Raw genomic sequence first — 17,447 nt, 5'->3', positions numbered from 1 at the left:
ATTTTCTGAATACTGGATATCGAATTCAGGTGGACGTCAGTTCTCTCGATCTGAATTCGTAATGTTTTCACAAGGTGCAAGGCCCCAATCGGCGCTCGTTTTCGACAACGAGGGTTTCGGGCAAATGACGTGTGGTGAGACGAAGAACAGCGGCAAGCTGGCTAGAAAAAGGGCCGATGCGGCGGGCGGTCAGGGGATCGCAATACTGGTGCCGATCATGCTCGTTCTTGGCGGATGTACGACCGTTCCATTGACGGAAGCCGGGACGCTGACTTCCTACAGCAACCTCAGCGCGCCCAAGGGGAAATTCGAAAAGAAAAGGGTCTACTTCAGCAAGGACGGCCTGAAGGACGTCAAGACCGTGAGCATCGCGCCGACGGCTTTGACCCCGGCTGCGCAAAAGCGTGTCGAGAAGCAGAAGGATCGCCTGCTTTTAACGAACGCGATCGACCGCGCGATTTGCATCACCATGAGCGAGAAGTATGAGATCGTCCCGTTCGGCACGCCCGCGGATCTGACGGTTCGAACGGCCGTTACGGACATCGTCCCGACCGAGCCGTCGGTCGCCGGTGCCGCCAAGGCGATTTCCATCGGCAGTTCGCTGGCTCTGCCGGTTGGCATACCGCGACTGCCCTTCGGGCTTGGCGGGCTCGCGGTCGAAGCGGAGGCCGTGGATCGAGACGGCAAGCAAAGGGCGGCGATCGTTTGGTCGAAGGGCGCCAACTCGTTTACAAGCGAAGCGCGCGTTTCGCCGGTTGGCGACGCCTACGACCTGGCCGGCGCGTTCGGCAAGGATTTCTCAAGAATGGTCGTCGCCGGCAAGGAACCCGGAAATTTCGATCTGCGCCTGCCGTCCGGCTACGACATTCGCACGTCGTTTGGCGGGAAACCGGGTTCTGCGATCTGCGAGAACTTCGGCCGTGCGCCGGGTGTCGTCGGCATGATCGGCGCCTCGATCGGCGCGCCTCCGTCCTGGACGGACAAGGGAGGCAAGCTCCCCGTGACTGCGGCAGATGCGGCCGATTCTGCCGAAAAAACAAAGCCTTCCATTGGCAGCCGTTGAGGCGGACTGCACTTGCATCTCGTAACATTGTCACAAGGTGGCAGTGGGATCTAGGCACCCACAAGATGAGAAATAACCGAGGTCACTTTATGCGTCTTTTTATTGCAACAGGCCTGCTGATCGTGCTGGCGGGATGCGAAACCGTAGAATACAGAAACCGCTGTGCGGAGTACGGATTCGTGCCGGGAACCGATGCTTACGCCAATTGCGTGCAACGTCTTGATATGTCCTATGAACGCCGCAGAGGACGCGATTACGATCCTCCGGTGTATGCTTACGATTAATCCGCAGGGACGCCAGCTGTTTTAGAGAAAACTGTTTCAATCGGGCGCCCGCGACATGACCTATGGCACGTTGTTTAGAGTTCTCTTTTGTTTCCTTTAAAAAAGCTTTGCGCCTTCAGAACTCAATTCTAGTCGATATTGGTAGGCAACATGCGAATTCTGATCGTAGAAGATGACCGTGAACTGGCGTCTTCGCTCAAGGCCATGCTGGAAGCCGCGATCGGGGTTGCGGACGTGTTTGAGACGCTTGCGGATGCCGAGGCGGCATTGCTTGCCTTCAAGTTCGATCTCATCGTCATCGACCGCAACCTTCCTGATGGTGACGGCCTTTCGCTGCTGCCGACGCTGCGGCAACTCCGCCCAAGGCCGGCGACGCTCGTTCTGACCGCATTGGACGATCCCATCGATATCGTGTCTGCGCTCGACAAGGGCGCAGACGAATATGTCGGCAAACCCTTCGAGCCGATGGAGCTGATTGCGCGGGCGCGCGCCGTGCTTCGCCGCTATAGCCTGGATGAGACCGGCTCCACGCAGTTCGGCAATCTGTCGTTCGATCTCGTCAACCGCTCCGCCATGATCGGTGAGAATGCACTGTGCGTGCCAAGGCGCGAACTCGCCGTTTTGGAAGCCCTGATCCGGCGAGCAGGCCGCGTCGTGCAGCGCGATAACCTGGAAGCTGCCGTCTACAACATCGATGAGGAGATCGAGTCCAACGTGCTCGATTCCCATGTCTCGCGGCTCCGCAAGCGGCTGCGTGAGGGCAACTGCAACGCGACGATCCGGACCATTCGCGGGATCGGCTACATGCTGGTGCAGGAATGATGAAACGTCAAAATTCGATCGCCTTTCCGGTGGCGACCGTGCTCGTTTTGGGCATGGTGCTGGTGATGGTGATCAGCACTGCACTCACCATCACGGTGTCCATGCTGATGGATGCGCAGAGCAGGAAACAGTTCGCACTCGACATCGTCGTCAAACTTCTCCAGGACGGAGTGAATTACGACCATACGGGGAAATTTGTTCTTGAGGTGGATGGGGTCATCGTTGAGAAGATCCTCGAGCTCTCCAAAGAGCAACCCGAGTTCTGGTATTTTCTCAGTGACGGAAAGCAAACGATCGTACATGGCACCGTGCCGGAGACGGCGCGAAACATCATCGAAACCACCTCTCCTCAGGTCTTTTCCTCTCAGTTTTATTATAAGAAGGGCGATGAGCAGTTTCTGGGTCTGCGAAAACTGAGCGCAGAAGATCCCCCCAAACTGGCTGTTGTCGGCGGAGTGACATTTTCGAACGCTGAAACGCTGCTCCTGATCCTGCGCGAAATTTGGCCGCAGGGGCTCTATCACCTTCTGGGTATTGTTCTCGTCGCCACGACCACGATTGCTGTCTTCGCGGTCAAGCGCACCATCGCAATCCCGGTAAAAAGGGTTGTCGATTCCGCCGAGCAGATCGATGGTCTGCCCGGTGGTCGCCGGATATCGGACCGCGACACGCCCGTAGAACTGAAGCCGATGGTGGCCGCGTTCAACAACGCGCTCAGTTGCATCGACAACGCGTTCGAAGCGCAGCGACACTTTCTTGCCAATGCATCCCACGAGCTGCGGACGCCGCTGACCAAGCTGCGATTGAAGCTCGACCTGGTGCAGGACCCGGAGGTGAGGGAGGTCCTCGTTCGCGACACGGCGCGCCTTGGGTCGATCGTCACGACATCCTTGCAGCTGGCGCGTCTGTCCGGCCAGGCATTGACTTTCACCATGATAGATCTCGCAGCCATTGCGCGCGCGGTCATTGCTGAACATGTGCCCTTGGCGATGAAGCAAGGCATGGAGATCGAGCTCAAGGCGGACGGGCGGGTCATGGTCTCCGGTTCCGAGCCGGCTATCCGCGTGGCCCTCGATAATTTGATCATCAATGCAATGCGACACGCACGCGGGACGGAGGTGCTCATGGTCGAGGTTCTCCAAGCCCGCATCGTGCGCGTCACCGACGAAGGACCGGGGATCCCGGCCGCGGAGCGCGAGAAAATGCTGAAGCCGTTTGTGCGCGGGAACACCAACGCCGAGGGAACCGGCATGGGGCTGGCCATTGTTGCCCAGATCATGATGGCGCACGGCGGCTCCGTCGAACTCGCAGAAGCAGCGGCCGGCGGCCTGGTGGTAGATCTGGCGTTTCCGAAAATCGCGAAGGAGACCGTGGCAGCGTGACGTGCCTGGCTTTCCGGAGCTGACCACGCAGCAATCTTCCTGAGTGGTTAGCCCGCCAAATATTCTCGCAGAAGCAGGCGCGCGCGGTGCAGCCGCGCCTTCACCGCCTGTCTCGAAAGATGAAGCGTCGTGGCGATCTCGTCGATCGTCATCTCCTGGAGGTCGCGCATCAGAGCGACGTCTCGATACTGCTGGGGCAGAGCCTCGAACGCCGCTGCAAGATCGAGACGCAACACGTGTTCCGGCCGCTGGACCAGGCTTGTTTCAAGCGCGTCTTCATCGATGTCGGCGACCAAACCGCTGCGTCTGGCGAGCCTCAGGCACTCCCGCCGGACCACGCTGAACAACCAGCTCGACAGGGTCGCGAGTGCCCGGATTGCGCCGACATGGCGCGACAGAAGCCAGAGCGCCTCCTGCGTCGCATCGTCGACATCGGCAGTACGGCAGGTTGCCCGGGCGTAGCGGCGAATGTCAGGGTGGGTCCGCTCGAGCAGCCGGACGATCGCATTGCGATCGCCGTGGCGGGCGGCTTCGAACGTTTCGGTCGTCACCGCCTTGGTGTTCATGGCTTGCTCCGATCGTGGAGCCCGGCAACGGCGCAGGCCGGGCAGTAGCCGATGAGGCCGGTGAGGACGAAGGTGAGGGCCGATACGCCCACCAGGAGGGCGATCCAACCACTCAGGAAACTGTATGTCAGTACAGCGGCGCCGATCCCAAGGCCAATCCGCACTGTCTGCTGCGCTCTACCGATATTCTTGCGAAAAAATGCCATGCAACACCTCCGATGCAAAACCGAGATCCGTCGTCTCGGTCATTAGAGGCGTCGAACCCGAAAAAGGATTCGCGGCGGCACGATATTTTTTCGCGAGGGGTCCGGCGGCGACAAATTCAAGCGGTGCCATCCCTGCCGATCCCGTCGGCCAAACGCCACTCGGTTGCTGGCCATCCCTTGACGCCGCCCGACGAGCGTCTGCGTGCCCTCGATCCGGATTGTCTCGCCTGCTGGCGGGCGATCCGGCGTCCCAACGGAGATACCTGTTCGATGAAACGAATACTGGTGGCCCTGGTTGCAATGATTGCGCCGATTGCCATGGCTGAGGCTCATGCCGAGCCGCTTTCAAGTGCCCTGGCGAAGGCTTACCGCAACAACCCGACTCTCAATGCAGCGCGCGCCGGAGCACGGGCGAGCGCGTACGACATCGACATCGCCCGGTCGGCGATGCATCCGAAAATCACCTGGCGCAGTGGGATCGGCTACGATTCGAGCGCGGCCACCAATCGCGGCACGTTTGGCATCGTGCTCGACCAGACGCTTTTCGACGGACTGCAGACGACCAACAATGTCGAGGTCAACAAGGCGCGGCAGCGCGCCGCCGAGGAGAACACGCGCAACACAGAGCAAAACATCCTGTTCGAGGCGACCGAGGCCTATATGGACGTGGTGCTGGCGCGCCGCATCGTTGTCTTGCGCAAGCAGGACCTCGATTTCCTCAAGGAACTCAAGCGATCCGAGATCGCCCGCCACCAGGCCGGCGAACGAACATCGCGCAGGCCGAGGCGCGCCGCGCCGCGGCCGAGGCGGAACTGAGCCTCGCCCATGCCGAAGCCAAGCGCGTCCAGGCGACCTACAGGCAGATCATCGGCGACGAACCGGGCAAGCTCACGGGCGGAAAGGTCCCCGTGAAAATGCTGCCCGCCAATCTCGATAAGGCGCTGGCGATCGCCGCCAAGCAGCATCCCGCCCTTCTGGCGAAGCGGCACCTCGTCGAAGGCGCGGTGTTCAATGTCGCCGTCAGCGAGGGAAAGCTCCTGCCGACCGTCAAGGGTGCGATCGGGATCGGCAGAGGTGAACGCAACAGCGCGATCGACGCAATGGCGTTCGATGGATCGGCGACCGAGCAAAAGGCGGGCATCGAGCTCAAGGTACCCATTTATCAGAGAGGGAAGGTGGAGGCCGAGATACGGCGCTCGAAGGAAGACCTTGGCAAATCGAACTTCACCGTCGACGTTCAGCACGCTGAAGTTCAGGCGAAGGCGGCTTCTGCCTGGGCGCAATACCAGGCAGCGCTTGCGACCGTGTCCGCCAACCGGGCATCCGTCAAGGCGGCAACAATGGCCAAGGACGGCATGATGGCAGAACAAGCAATCGGCCAGCGCACCCTTCTCGACGTGCTTCAAGCCCAAGCTGAATTGATCAAGGTCCAGGTAAAACTCGCCAATGCCGAGCGCGACACGGTGGTCGGAGGTTACCGAATCCTCTCCGCCATCGGCAAACTCGGCGCCAAGGACTTAGGGCTTGTGGCCCGACGGGCGGATACCGAGACGCGCTGAACGGCGCGCCGATGTTACGCCGCGGGCCTTGGCCGCGGCGGACGGGCTGGACGCGTGTTTCGTAATCGGCCGCCTATCCAAATGTCTCGATGCCCTCTGTCAGATCATACCAGCTGTGCCGGCGCGAGGCCCAGAAGATGGCGGCCGGTGGCGGGAAGTCCGGATCGGCAAAGCAGCCCGCGGAGATCACCACCGCGTCCGCCAGTGCCTCCGCCTCCATGTAGACGAGCGTTCCGCATGTCGGGCAGAAGGTCTGGTCCACCCAACGGCCGGCGTCGCTGCCGCGTCGCCACACCCGGCGTTCCCCTTCGATGGCGATGGACGCCCTGGAATACCGGGCGCGGTAAGCGAAGCCCGATCCCGTCGCGCGCTGGCATTCCAGGCACGCGCAGGCGTAGACGCGGGCGGGGGCGCCGCTCACGGTCACCTTCAGGCCACCGCAGGCACAGCTTGCCGTTCTCTTGCCGGCGCGCTCTGCGTCCTGCGGCCGTCCATTATCTTGAAGGCGATCGCTTGTGGTCATGACGCATACCTTGCCGGGGCCGCGAGTTCATCCAGCGGATAACTTGCTGCAAATATCCGGGCGCGCGCGGGGCCAGTGCGTCCATCGCCTGCAACACCTATATTGATCATGAACGACAACTCCGATTGAAAGCTGCCGTCTAATAGGAGCGGTTTTCGGAGCCTGTAAATTACGCACTTTAAAGTAAGCGGTAAGCCGGAAGTGGAGCATGGCGCGTGAAACGGTTGCAGCAGGATGAATGTGGCTTTGCATCGGCGTTGAATGCCATCGGCGGCAAATGGAAGACGCTCATATTGTGGGAGGTCAACATCGAGCCGCGCCGGTTCGGCGAATTGCGACGGCTTCTTCCGGGGATCAGTGAAAAGGTGCTGACGCAGCAACTTCGCGAAATGGAAGCCGATTGCCTGGTTCGCCGCGAGGTTTTCCCGGGCGCCGTCCAAAGGGTCGAGTATTCGGTGACGGAGTTTGGCAAGACCCTCAACGACGCGGTCACGGTCCTGTCGACGTGGGGCAAGGAACATGAGGCAAGGCTTGCCGCAAAGGGCGAAGGACGCGGCGACGTCGGTTCGCGGATCCTCGCCGACGATGAGACTGTTATCGTTGCGTAATGAGGAGGGTCGGTTCCCGCGGAGACCGCGCTGCGGGATGGAGTGTCCTGCCGTATGCGGCGGCCGGGGATGCATTTGACCGCCGCCGCACTCTCTGTGCAACTCCACAGGCTGGAAAGCTCAGGTCTCCCGGCCAGGCCTCTGTGTAAGAACCACGCTACGAGTCGTAATGCTCGGGCATTTCCTTGAGTTGGTCCTTGGTCCACGTCGTCACGGCGTGGACGTCGCCGTCTTCGTCACGCATGAAATCGAGATCGGCAAGCGGCACGGCAACGGGTTTTGCGCCGATGCCCAGGAAGCCGCCGACGTCGATGATGACGGTGCTCGCCGTGCCGACGCCGTGGATGTGGTCGACCGTGCCGACCTTATCGTCGTCCGCTCCGTAAACGGTCGCCCCTTCCAAAATCGCCGGCGTCAGTTCGGTGGCTGCGAGGCGTACGTGACCAGTGTGATCCATCTTCGTTGCTCCTTTGACTTCACACGGGGAGAACCGATTTGAGCGCAAACGGTTCCATCGCGACGTTACAGGCGCGGGGGCAGTGGATCATCGTCGGAAGCCCGGGCAGCCGCTTTCAGAACGGATGGGAATGTCGCGTCATCGCCGTGCCGGCGGCGGGCCGACGGAGTTGCGGATCACCAGGTCGGGTCGCAGCAGGATTTCGGTTTCGGAGGCTGCGCGATCCGAGAGCAACTCCAGAAGCAGCGCCATCGCGTGCTTGCCGATGGCGGTGCGGGGCTGGCGTATGGTCGTCAGCGAAGGCGTCATGAAACTTGCTTGCGGGACATCATCAAAGCCGGTGACGGAAAAGTCGTCGGGGATGTCGTAGCCGCGGGCGCGCAGGCCAAGCGTCACGCCAAGCGCGGTCTGGTCGTTGACGCACATGAAGGCGGTCGGCAGGTCGTCGCGCATGAACAACTGCTCGAGCGCCAGCCTGCCGCTTTCCACGGTGCCATCGCCTTCCATGATCAGGCGCCGATTAATGGCAATGTCGGCTGCCGCGAGCCCCGCCTCATATCCCTGCCGTCGCCGGCCATAGGCGAGTCGGGTGTTGGAATCGCCGATGAAGGCGATGCGCCGATGTCCTTCGGAAATCAGCAGATCGACGACCTTGCGTGCGCCCTCGACGTCATCGACGCCGACATAGGGAATGCCACCGTTGAAAACAGGCTCGAAGACGCCGACGGTCGGCGGGAGCCGTGCCGTCAACGTCTGGTGGCCGAAGGGCAGAATGCCTGTAAACAGGATCATGCCCGCTGCCTGGTTCGAATTGAAGAATTTCAGATATTCGAGGCCACGCTGGGCGTCGTTCTGCGTATGGCCGATCAGCACGCCGTAACCATGGGCGCGCGCTTCGTTTTCGAGACCCACCAGAATGCTGGAGAAGTTCGGATCGCCGATATCGGGCGCGACCACGAGGATCATGTTCGATCGGCCGAGCCGTAGGCTGCGCGCCATCGCATTGGGCGTGTAGCCGGTGATCGCGATCGCCTGGTTGACCTTGAGGCGGGTCGATTTGGCAACCTTTTCCGGCATGTGGATGGCCCGCGACACGGTCGCGATCGACACCTCGGCGATGCGTGCGACGTCTTCAATGGTTGCGGGCTGGGAATTGGACACGCTTGGCCTCGGGATTTGCTGCGTGGACGTTACACAGGTTCGCCCGACGGTCAAACGAAGAAGCCAAAAAAATTGTCGAGCAAGCATGATGTAAACCTTTACATCGGCGAGTGTAAAGGTTTACATCATTGAAATAGCGGTGGAGGCCGCAGGGAGGGGATAATGAGCACGGAGCATGTCGACGGGGCTCCCGTCGTGCTGTCGGCGCGCCGCATCAGCAAGTCGTTCAGCGGCGTGCAGGTGCTTTTCAGCGTCGATTTCGAGCTTCGCCAGGGCGAGATTCATGCGCTGATGGGCGAGAACGGCGCTGGCAAATCCACGCTGGTGAAGATCCTGTCGGGCTTCGAGCAGCCGACATCGGGAGAGATCCTTCTCGACGGCAAGTCGACGAAGCTGCCGGCCAATGGCGCGGCCGAAGCACTCGGCATCGTCATCATCCACCAGGAATTCAATCTCGCCGAACATCTGACCGTCACCGAGAGCCTGTTTCTCGGCCGCGAGGTAACCCGTTTCGGTGTGCTCGATCGCAAGTTCATGCGCGCCGAGACCCGTCGTGTGCTCGATCTCCTCGGTTCGCATGTCGATGAGAGCGCGATGATCGGGTCGCTGTCGATCGCTGAGAAGCAGATGGTCGAGATCGCCAAGGCCATCAGCCGCGACGCGCGCGTCGTGTTCATGGACGAGCCGACGGCCGTGCTGTCGCGCGAGGAGACGAACTTCCTGTTCCGATTGGTGCGCAAGCTGCGCGACAAGGGAACGAGCTTCGTCTTCGTGTCGCACAAGCTCGACGAGGTGATGGAACTGACCGATCGCGTGACGGTGCTGCGCGACGGCCAGTGGATCAAGACGTCGCCGACATCCATTCTCGATGGCGAGGCGATTGCCCAGCTGATGGTCGGGCGTGAACTGTCGAGCCTCTATCCCGCCAAGAACGAGCCCGACGTCGACGAAGAGGTGGTTCTGCGGGTCGATGCCATTTCGACCGGCTATGTTCGCGACGCAAGCTTCGATGTCCGTCGCGGCGAAGTCCTTGGCTTTTCCGGCATGATCGGCTCGGGCCGGACGGAGTTGATGGAGGCCATCGTCGGCTTGCGTGCGCGCACGGCCGGCGAGGTGCTGGTTCGCGGGGAGCCTGTGCCATCCGGCGACGTGCATGCGGCCAACAAGGCCGGTCTTGCCTATATGACGAAGGACCGCAAGGCCAAGGGTCTGCTGCTCAATGCCGGCATGATGGCGAACCTGACGCTACAATCGCTCGGCCGCCACAGCCGTCTTGGCTATCTCGACCCCGGCAGCGAAGAGGCGGCCCTGGTCAAGGCGCGCCGTCGTTTCGACATTCGGGTGCGGGACGACAGGATCGTCGCCGGGCGCATGTCCGGCGGCAACCAGCAGAAGCTGCTTCTCGCCAAGGTCATGGAAACCGACCCGAGCATCATCATCATCGATGAGCCGACGCGGGGCATCGACGTCGGCACGAAACAGCAGATCTATCATTTCATTTCGGCGCTCGCCCGAGACGGCCGCTCGATCATCGTCGTCTCCTCGGAAATGCCGGAGATCATCGGCCTTTGCAGTCGCGTCGCGGTCATGCGGGAAGGCCATATCGCCGGCATTCTCGAAGGCGACGAGATCTCCGAACAGGAGATCATGCGCTACGCCGCAGGTTTGAAGAAAAAGACGGCGGCTTGAGCCGCGCCAACGGCGCGGCCGCCGGCAACGACAACAACAAGAATCCCGACAGATGGGGGAGGTTCGATTGGACATGAGCGTGAACCAGGAAGGCAGCCAGGAAGCCATCCGCCGCCGCAGCTGGCGTGACATCGATCTGAGGGCCGTGGCGCCGTTCGTTGCGCTGGCGTTGCTTCTCCTGGTCGGCGCGCTGGTCAATCCCAACTTCATCAGCATTACCAACCTTGCCAATGTCGCGACCCGAAGCGCCTTCATAGCCATTATCGCGGTCGGCGCGACCTTCGTGATTTCATCCGGGGATCTCGACCTTTCCGTTGGCGCTATGGTCGCCTTCATCGCCAGCCTGATGATCCTGTTCATGAACTCCGGCGTCATCGCCGATCCGGTGCTCATGCTCCTGGCGGCAATCCTCTTTGCCATCGTCGCCGGTGCACTCTGTGGCCTCACCAACGGTCTGATCACGACCGTCGGCAAGATCGAGCCCTTCATCGCCACACTCGGCACCATGGGCATCTATCGCGGGCTGACGACCTGGCTCTCGCAAGGCGGCGCCATCACGCTCAAGGAACCTGAGCTTCAGGAAATGTATCGGCCGGCCTATTTCGGCACGATCGCCGGCGTGCCGGTTCCGATCGTCGTCATCCTTGCGGTGACTGCTGTTGCCGCCTTTATCCTCTACCGTACGCGCTACGGCCGCCACGTCGTTGCCGTCGGCTCCAACCGCGACGTTGCCCGCTATTCGGGCATCTCCGTCAATCGCGTGCGCACCATCGCCTTCGTCATTCAAGGGCTCTGTGTGGCGGTCGCCGTTCTCCTCTACGTGCCGCGCCTCGGCTCGACTTCGGCGACGACAGGCATTCTGTGGGAGCTGCAGGCGATCACCGCCGTCGTTGTCGGCGGCACGGCGCTCAAAGGCGGTGCGGGCCGCGTCTGGGGTACGATCTGCGGCGCGTTCATCCTCGAGTTGGTCGGCAACATCATGCTGCTCTCCAACTTCATCAGCGAATACCTGATCGGTGCCATCCAGGGCGCGATCATCATCATTGCGATGCTCGTCCAGCGCTCGCTGGTGCGGAAGTCGTGAGACGGCCGGGCCTACAGGTCTCCCGGCCTTGAACAGGCTGACCTGAAATTTGGGAGGAACTTAATGAACAAGAAGCTATTCGGCCTGACCCTTGCGGCGATGACCGCCTTTGCCGGCGTGTCGCACGCGCAGGAGGAAAAGAAGGTAACCATCGGCGTGTCGATCCCGGCTGCCGACCATGGCTGGACGGCCGGCGTGGTGTTCCATGCCGAACGGGTCGCCAAGATCCTGATGGAGCGCAATCCCGGCCTGAACGTCATCGTCAAGACCTCGCCGGATCCTGCAAGCCAGGCCAACGCCGTGCAGGATCTGGAGACGCAGGGGATCGACGCGCTCGTCATCCTGCCGACCGATCCGGATCCGCTGGTCAACGCCATCAAGGAAGTGAAGGGCAAGGGGACCTTCGTCGCTCTCGTCGACCGTGCGCCGAGCGTCAACGACAACTCGGTGCGTGACCTCTACGTTGCCGGCAACAACCCGGCGCTTGGCCAGGTCGCCGGCGAATACATCAAGGCCACGACGCCGGAAGCTGAAGTCGTCGTCATCCGCGGCCTGCCGATCCCGATCGACCAGCAGCGCCAGGACGGCTTCGACAAGGGCATCGAAGGCTCCAAGGTCAAGGTTCTCGACCGTCAGTACGGCAACTGGAACCGCGACGACGCCTTCAAGGTCATGCAGGATTACCTGACCAAGTACCCGAAGATTGATGTTGTCTGGTGCCAGGACGACGACATGGCCGTCGGCGTGCTGCAGGCGATCGAGCAGGCCAAGCGCACCGACATCCAGTATGTCGTTGCCGGCGCCGGCTCGAAGGAAATGATCAAGAAAGTCATGGACGGCGACAAGATGATCCCGGTCGACGTGCTCTATCCGCCGGCAATGGTCGGTACGGCACTCGAAATGACCGTCGCCAACTTCTACGGCCAGGTTCCGGTTCGCGGCGTCTACACGATCGATGCAACGCTCGTGACCAAGGACAATGCGAAGGACTTCTACTTCCCGGATTCGCCGTTCTGATAAAGCTTCGATGCGAAGGCGGCCCGCGATTTGCGGGCCGTCATCAGCTTCACAAACTCTGAAAATGTTGGCTCGCGAACGGCTGTCTTTCCGGCCGTTTAATTGCATTAGCGTCCTGTTGAATTTCACCCTCACTCGTCATAAAACTGTCACATAGCCGCCTGACCCTCACTTGGCCTCCAGTCAGTTCAATATGTGAACGATGATGCAAACATCCGCTGTGTCACGTCTGTCATCGGACGCGATTACCGTTTCCGACTCAGAGCCGGACGTCGTCGACCAGGCCGGCGCGATCTGCTTTCGCAAGGAAGCGGATGGGGACCGGTTTGAAGTGCTGCTCATTTGCGGCCGCACCACCGGGCTCTGGGGCATTCCCAAAGGGCACCTGGAATATGGCGAAGACACCCTTGGCGCTGCCGTCCGGGAGGCGTTCGAAGAGGCTGGCGTCATCGGAACGGCGTTGAACGACGAAATCGGCGGCTACACCTACAGCAAGGTCGGCAAGGCCGCCGTCTATCACGTCCAGGTTCACCTGATCGCCGTTGCGTCGATGGCGCCCGACTTTCCGGAAAAAGGTGCGCGCACGATGCGATGGGTGCCGGCATCCCTGGCGGCGTCGCTTGTCGGACAGCCTGGCCTTAGAACCCTCCTCACCGAACGGCTGGGCGAGCTTGGAGACGACAATCTCGCGCGTTGCGCCGGCTAGTCACGTCCGGTCCCGCCTGCGGCGCAGTTCGGCTGCGATCATGGCCTCGTCGCGCCGAAGACTGAGGTGCTGCGCGGCCGCCATGCCGTCCTTCCACACGGACATCGCGCCCGTCTCCTTGCCCTCCAGCCAGAGTGATACGCCCGACCAAAGCGCAAGCTGCGGCGCGCCGATCGGGAAAGCTCGGGCATAACGTTTGAGCTCGCGCAGCGCCTGGCCCTCCCAGCGCGGCCATTCCTCGTAAGCATGGGCGAGCCCGGCTTCCCGGCCGCGCAGGAAAACCTCGGCGGCGCCGGAGATGCCGACCAACGTGCTGTGGGACGAGGGCCGGCGCATCAATTTTACCAGTTGCAAGGTTTCGGCGGCCGCCTGGACGCTCTCCGCATGCCGCCCCGTGCGCGCGAGCGCCAGCGCAAGCGCGCCCTTCGCCGATATCTGCGCCGCCAGATCGACCGACCCGAGCATCGCCGAGGTGATCAGCCGGAGAATGTCGACGGCCTCGCGCGGCTGATCCGTGTGCAGCACGCACAACGCCTTGCAGCGCAACGCCCAGATTTCCTGCTGGATGTTGCCGGCATTCTGCGCGCGCGAGAGGAGGGCGGTCGTCGTCGGTTCGAGCGCGGCCTGCTCGCCGCGATAATAGAGCGACCAGAAGCGCATGCCCTGGGCATTGCACCACCGCAATTGGTCGCCGGCCCGAAGGCAGAACTGCTGGCCCTGCTCCAGCCTTGCGTCCACCCCCGCCCATTCGCCGCGCCCGAGCTGCCAGAGCGCGTCGAGATTGCAGACATGCGCATGGATCGCGGTGTCTGCCAGCTCGGTTGCGATCCGCTCGGCCCTTTCCATGAAATAGCGGCACCCCGAGCGCCAGCCCATCATCCCGAAGCCGCAGCCGAGCTGCGAGGCGGCAACCGCCATTTCGATTGTCCGTCCGGTCCGTTCCGCGCGCGCCACCGCGCCGACGAGATTGCACATTCCGCGGGTGAAGCGCAGCTCGAAGTAATCCACCAGCGCTGCCTGGTTCAGGCAACGCGCCATTTCCCTCTCCCAGGACAACCGGTCCTCGCGGTGGGCAAGCTTCGCCGTTTCGGGCAGCATCTGCTGCACCGCAAGCCGCAGGCTGCGGGCGGCAAGCCGCATCAGGGTCGCGGACGAAGAGACAGGGACCGGTTGGCCGGCCGCCTTCAGCGCGTTCCTGACGGCAATGCCCTGTGCGTGAATGTCGCCGCGGCTGTAGTGTGCCTCGGCCAGTTTGCGCCGCCAGCGAACCGCCTGCAGCCGCTGTTCTGGTGTCCAGTCCTGCGGCTTCGGCTCGTGCGCCATGCAAATGCCGAGAAAGGACTCGACCTCCCGGAAGGCGCCTACCTGCAGGGCCCTGGCCGCCGCCAGATCCGCATATTTTACGACCTTCTCCTTGTTGTCCGCCGCCTCGAAATGCTGGACGAGAACGGCCAGATCCCCACCCATCGCCTCGATGCGGCTGCGCTCCAGCCAGTGGGCGAGCGACGCGTGAAGACGGCTGCGCAGGTCGCCCGGCATCGATCCGTAGACCACGTCGCGCGTCTGGTCGTGGCGGAACTCGTAGCTTCCGGCTTGACCGAGCCGGCGCACCAGATGGGCATCGACCAGCCTTTCGACGGCGGAGCCGAGCCCTTCTGCGTTCAGCTCGTCCTTCAGCAACGCCTCCAGCTCAGCGAAAGTGAACGAGCGCCCAATGACGGCCGCCGCCTTGATCACGTCCTGCGATATCGAGTCGAGACGATCGACCCGCTCCCGGATGACGCGCTCGACGCCCTCGAAATATTGCAGGTCCTCGAGCGGGCGGATCGAGCGCCAGAGGCCGTCGCGCACGGCGATCAGGCCTTCGCTCTTCAGCGTCAGCGCGATCTCCTCGGCAAAGAAGGGGTTGCCTCCGGCAAGGGCGGCGACCCTGCGCGCGAGTTCCTGTTGCGGCGGCACCTCGCCAAGCGTGCGCGATACGAGTTCGCAAACCGTGCTATCGTCGAGTTCTTCAAGTTCTAGGATGCGGTAGCGCCGCGCCGGCTCCTCGGCCTCGGTCCCGGTCTCGCCTGCCGCCTCGACCCGTCGCCGCAATTGCTTCAGATCCTCGGGCACCTCTTCGGAGCGCACGCAAAGCACCAGCAACAGCGACGGCACGGAGCCGAGCACCCATTCGACCAGTCGCCAGGAGGCGGAATCCAGCCACTGGCTGTCTTCGAGTACGAGGGCGAACGGGCGAGGCGCCAGGACGCCGAGGATATCGCCGAGGAGGCGCATGGTCGCATCGGCGCGGTGCGCTCCTTCCAGGTGGCGCGTTCCCTCGTTCTGCTCGATCTCCATCGCCAGCAGGTCGTTGAGGAGGGGCAGGCGGTCGGCGATCCATGGCGCCGTGCGAATGCGGGCAGTGATGCTTTCGAGCAGGACGAGGCCATCGCTTTCTGCGGGCAATCCCAAAAGCGTTTCAAGGACGCGCCGCCAGGCCAGAAGCGAGCTTCGCCGGTCGTCCCGTTCGGCAAGCGTCACGGCGATCGCAACGCCGGCTGCGTGAAGATTGTCGGTAAAGGTGGCCGCCAGCCTGCTCTTGCCGATGCCCGGTTCGCCCAGGATGACGACAAGGCGGCTCGAACCGCTGCGCGTCTCCTCGAAAGCATGCTGCAGGAAGGCAAGTTCCCGCTCGCGGCCGATCAGCGTTGTTGCGGGCAGGGCCCGCGACCGCGGTTCGAGGGGACGAAAGACTGGCGCCACGTCGCCCAGCCCCGCCAATTGGACGGTTCCGCGTTGCTCGAAATCGAAGGACGTCCGGCTTGCCCTTTCGGTCGGCGCATCGCACAGCACATCATTGGAGACGGTCGTGACGAGGCGCGCGGCGCGATTGACCGGCGTGCCGAGAACCATCAGCTGCCGACGGCGCGCGCTGCCGACGACGCGAAACAGGGCCTCGCCCGTCGCCACGCCGACCGAGACGGCAAGCCCCATCTCCGCGATGTGGCGACCGATGGCGCGGGCGGCATCCACGGCGCGGGCGGGGTCGTCGCGGTGAAACGTCCCGCGTGTCCCGAAAACACAGAGATAGACGAGCCCCTTGTCGTCGAAGAGCAGCTCGCCCGGCGGGCCGCCGCAGCGGTGCGAAATCGCCTGAAGCGTGGCGCAGAGGTTCTGGTGCTGGACGAGCGCCTGGGCATCCTGGTGCTGGAGACCGATGATCCGCACGAAAACGACGGACACCGGCCTGATCTCTGCAAGCGTGTCGAGCCGCGCATCGCGATGGAGATTGCCTTCGGCCGAGGTTTTGGGGGATGGGGGTTCTCTTGCCGGCTTGGTCGGCGAGGGGCCAAGCAATTCCTGAAGCTGCATCGGAAGGAACGCGACGAGCCATTCGTGCGTGATCTGCGCGTGCGCTGGTGCGACGACGGGCGCACGCGTTTCGTCGTCATCAGTCAGCGTCTTTGCCGCCTCTGGCGACAGAACGACTTCCCAGCGGTGGGCGAGTGTCTGTGCGCTTGCAGCCTGGACGACGGCATCGCCCCCGGCGACAAGGTTCCATACCGGCTGGCCGCCGATGGCAGCCGCCCAGAGTTGCCCGGCGCCGATACCGATATGCAGCGTCGGTCCGATTTCGCCTGCGCCCGGATCTCGCCGCTCGCGGCTCTCCTTGCAGATAGCCTCGGCGCACTCGGCCGCATTTTTGACCGCGCGCGCCAGACCCGTTTCGTCGGCGGGCCAATAGCCCAGCAGCGAGTCGCCCGCAAAGAGGAGGACTTCGCCGCCGCGGTCGCAGATATGGTCGGCACAGCGCGCATAGGAAAGACCGAGCAGCTTCGGGATCTGCACCAGCCCTTCCTTGCCGCGTCGCGCCAGTTGCTCGACGAGGGCCGTATAGCGCGACACGTCGACAAAGATCACGGCGGCCGGAAACTCGACCGCCGCCGGCCGCTCTCCGTCAGAGCCGTAAAGTCGGCCAAGCAGGTTCAGCGGCAAAAACCCTTCGAGCGATTTTGCGACCGTCTCCATGTTTCCTTCGCGCGGTGATTGATCACGAAATGCGCGAAACAGGGGCTCTCTTCGCGCAGAAGTGCATTTATCCCTCGCCGATTTGCTGACTCTCGCATATTATTTAGCAATCGCTAAGAGGGCTAGCCGACTTCGATAGATCGGCATTGGCGCAAACCGCACACGCTTCGGATTTTTGCATTCTTCCCGGATGTCGACGCCTCCTATTGGGGCATCGAAAGACATGAGCCATCGCGGCTCGCACACCGAGTTCAGGCGTCAGACGCATCTTATGGAGAGCGTTATGTCCGATTGGAACTACGGATACCC

General features: G+C 62.5%; 16 protein-coding genes. 10 read left to right on the top strand and 6 right to left on the bottom strand.

All coding sequences use genetic code 11. From position 1 onward, the window contains the following. The first annotated feature begins 124 nt into the window (after positions 1 to 124). The 3 genes from L981_RS04350 (at position 125) to L981_RS33205 (ending at position 3,551) form a co-directional block, all read left to right on the top strand. Positions 125 to 1,063 (top strand): DUF3313 domain-containing protein, encoded by a 939-nt coding sequence (locus L981_RS04350; protein ID WP_052201592.1) that lies wholly within the window; start codon positions 125 to 127, stop codon positions 1,061 to 1,063. Between the two features lie 434 nt (positions 1,064 to 1,497). After that, positions 1,498 to 2,169, top strand: a complete 672-nt coding sequence (locus tag L981_RS04345; protein WP_043612064.1) for a response regulator transcription factor — start codon at positions 1,498 to 1,500, stop codon at positions 2,167 to 2,169. Then, entirely contained in the window at positions 2,166 to 3,551 is a 1,386-nt protein-coding gene (locus L981_RS33205) for a HAMP domain-containing sensor histidine kinase (protein ID WP_082005885.1), read from the top strand. The genes L981_RS04345 and L981_RS33205 overlap by 4 nt, the downstream gene beginning before the upstream one ends. Positions 3,552 to 3,598: 47 nt before the next feature. Here L981_RS33205 and L981_RS04335 read toward each other — a convergent pair whose 3' ends face one another. Both L981_RS04335 and L981_RS04330 read right to left on the bottom strand, forming a co-directional pair. Then, positions 3,599 to 4,117 carry an RNA polymerase sigma factor gene (locus tag L981_RS04335; protein WP_043612061.1) on the bottom strand — a complete coding sequence of 173 codons (519 nt, stop codon included), beginning with the start codon at positions 4,115 to 4,117 and terminating at the stop codon, positions 3,599 to 3,601. After that, the gene (locus L981_RS04330) at positions 4,114 to 4,323 is read right to left on the bottom strand and encodes a DUF2892 domain-containing protein (protein ID WP_043612059.1); all 210 of its coding nucleotides are present in this window, start codon (positions 4,321 to 4,323) and stop codon (positions 4,114 to 4,116) included. The genes L981_RS04335 and L981_RS04330 overlap by 4 nt, the downstream gene beginning before the upstream one ends. A gap of 12 nt (positions 4,324 to 4,335) precedes the next feature. Here L981_RS04330 and L981_RS35940 point away from each other — a divergent pair, with 12 nt between their 5' ends. Continuing rightward, positions 4,336 to 5,139: a TolC family protein gene (locus L981_RS35940; protein WP_082005884.1), complete on the top strand. Its 804-nt coding sequence runs from the start codon at positions 4,336 to 4,338 to the stop codon at positions 5,137 to 5,139. A gap of 98 nt (positions 5,140 to 5,237) precedes the next feature. Next, positions 5,238 to 5,882 (top strand): TolC family protein, encoded by a 645-nt coding sequence (locus L981_RS33195; RefSeq protein ID WP_052201581.1) that lies wholly within the window; start codon positions 5,238 to 5,240, stop codon positions 5,880 to 5,882. Between the two features lie 73 nt (positions 5,883 to 5,955). On the opposite strand, the gene L981_RS04320 is transcribed toward L981_RS33195, so the two are convergent. Then, entirely contained in the window at positions 5,956 to 6,405 is a 450-nt protein-coding gene (locus L981_RS04320; RefSeq protein WP_052201580.1) for a GFA family protein, read from the bottom strand. Between the two features lie 215 nt (positions 6,406 to 6,620). Here L981_RS04320 and L981_RS04315 point away from each other — a divergent pair, with 215 nt between their 5' ends. Beyond that, positions 6,621 to 7,013: a helix-turn-helix domain-containing protein gene (locus L981_RS04315; protein ID WP_052201579.1), complete on the top strand. Its 393-nt coding sequence runs from the start codon at positions 6,621 to 6,623 to the stop codon at positions 7,011 to 7,013. Between the two features lie 157 nt (positions 7,014 to 7,170). Here the strand turns inward: L981_RS04315 and L981_RS04310 are convergent, their stop codons facing one another. Continuing rightward, on the bottom strand, positions 7,171 to 7,470 hold the full coding sequence (locus L981_RS04310) for a PRC-barrel domain-containing protein (protein ID WP_043612058.1): 300 nt from the start codon (positions 7,468 to 7,470) through the stop codon (positions 7,171 to 7,173). 138 nt (positions 7,471 to 7,608) lie between these two features. Next, complete coding sequence (locus L981_RS04305; RefSeq protein WP_043612055.1) at positions 7,609 to 8,631, bottom strand: LacI family DNA-binding transcriptional regulator; 1,023 nt, start codon at positions 8,629 to 8,631, stop codon at positions 7,609 to 7,611. A 162-nt stretch (positions 8,632 to 8,793) separates the two neighbouring features. Here L981_RS04305 and L981_RS04300 point away from each other — a divergent pair, with 162 nt between their 5' ends. The 4 genes from L981_RS04300 to L981_RS04285 all read left to right on the top strand — a co-directional run bounded on the left by L981_RS04300 (position 8,794) and on the right by L981_RS04285 (position 13,127). After that, the gene (locus L981_RS04300) at positions 8,794 to 10,320 is read left to right on the top strand and encodes a sugar ABC transporter ATP-binding protein (RefSeq protein ID WP_043612053.1); all 1,527 of its coding nucleotides are present in this window, start codon (positions 8,794 to 8,796) and stop codon (positions 10,318 to 10,320) included. Between the two features lie 73 nt (positions 10,321 to 10,393). Then, positions 10,394 to 11,404 carry an ABC transporter permease gene (locus L981_RS04295; RefSeq protein ID WP_043612051.1) on the top strand — a complete coding sequence of 337 codons (1,011 nt, stop codon included), beginning with the start codon at positions 10,394 to 10,396 and terminating at the stop codon, positions 11,402 to 11,404. Between the two features lie 63 nt (positions 11,405 to 11,467). Then, positions 11,468 to 12,421: a substrate-binding domain-containing protein gene (locus tag L981_RS04290; RefSeq protein ID WP_043612049.1), complete on the top strand. Its 954-nt coding sequence runs from the start codon at positions 11,468 to 11,470 to the stop codon at positions 12,419 to 12,421. A 205-nt stretch (positions 12,422 to 12,626) separates the two neighbouring features. Further along, positions 12,627 to 13,127: an NUDIX hydrolase gene (locus L981_RS04285; protein ID WP_197067094.1), complete on the top strand. Its 501-nt coding sequence runs from the start codon at positions 12,627 to 12,629 to the stop codon at positions 13,125 to 13,127. On the opposite strand, the gene L981_RS04280 is transcribed toward L981_RS04285, so the two are convergent. Next, positions 13,128 to 17,138: an AAA family ATPase gene (locus L981_RS04280; RefSeq protein ID WP_043612047.1), complete on the bottom strand. Its 4,011-nt coding sequence runs from the start codon at positions 17,136 to 17,138 to the stop codon at positions 13,128 to 13,130. Positions 17,139 to 17,447: the final 309 nt, after the last annotated feature.

It is taken from the genome of Ensifer sp. ZNC0028 (assembly GCF_000799055.1).
Classification (GTDB): Bacteria; Pseudomonadota; Alphaproteobacteria; order Rhizobiales; family Rhizobiaceae; genus Ensifer.
Note: the sequence above shows the minus strand (reverse complement) of the source record. Positions and strands in the feature narration are given on the sequence as shown.

Bases quoted from the DNA above. Each gene is read 5' to 3' on its own strand.
- L981_RS35940 (WP_082005884.1), top strand. From the start codon at position 4,336: ATGCAAAACCGAGATCCGTCGTCTCGGTCATTAGAGGCGTCGAACCCG.
- L981_RS04345 (WP_043612064.1), top strand. From the start codon at position 1,498: ATGCGAATTCTGATCGTAGAAGATGACCGTGAACTGGCGTCTTCGCTC.
- L981_RS04285 (WP_197067094.1), top strand. From the start codon at position 12,627: ATGCAAACATCCGCTGTGTCACGTCTGTCATCGGACGCGATTACCGTT.
- L981_RS04350 (WP_052201592.1), top strand. From the start codon at position 125: ATGACGTGTGGTGAGACGAAGAACAGCGGCAAGCTGGCTAGAAAAAGG.
- L981_RS04310 (WP_043612058.1), bottom strand. From the start codon at position 7,470: ATGGATCACACTGGTCACGTACGCCTCGCAGCCACCGAACTGACGCCG.
- L981_RS04300 (WP_043612053.1), top strand. From the start codon at position 8,794: ATGAGCACGGAGCATGTCGACGGGGCTCCCGTCGTGCTGTCGGCGCGC.
- L981_RS33205 (WP_082005885.1), top strand. From the start codon at position 2,166: ATGATGAAACGTCAAAATTCGATCGCCTTTCCGGTGGCGACCGTGCTC.
- L981_RS04330 (WP_043612059.1), bottom strand. From the start codon at position 4,323: ATGGCATTTTTTCGCAAGAATATCGGTAGAGCGCAGCAGACAGTGCGG.
- L981_RS04290 (WP_043612049.1), top strand. From the start codon at position 11,468: ATGAACAAGAAGCTATTCGGCCTGACCCTTGCGGCGATGACCGCCTTT.
- L981_RS04320 (WP_052201580.1), bottom strand. From the start codon at position 6,405: ATGACCACAAGCGATCGCCTTCAAGATAATGGACGGCCGCAGGACGCA.
- L981_RS04335 (WP_043612061.1), bottom strand. From the start codon at position 4,117: ATGAACACCAAGGCGGTGACGACCGAAACGTTCGAAGCCGCCCGCCAC.
- L981_RS04280 (WP_043612047.1), bottom strand. From the start codon at position 17,138: ATGGAGACGGTCGCAAAATCGCTCGAAGGGTTTTTGCCGCTGAACCTG.
- L981_RS04295 (WP_043612051.1), top strand. From the start codon at position 10,394: ATGAGCGTGAACCAGGAAGGCAGCCAGGAAGCCATCCGCCGCCGCAGC.
- L981_RS33195 (WP_052201581.1), top strand. From the start codon at position 5,238: ATGCTGCCCGCCAATCTCGATAAGGCGCTGGCGATCGCCGCCAAGCAG.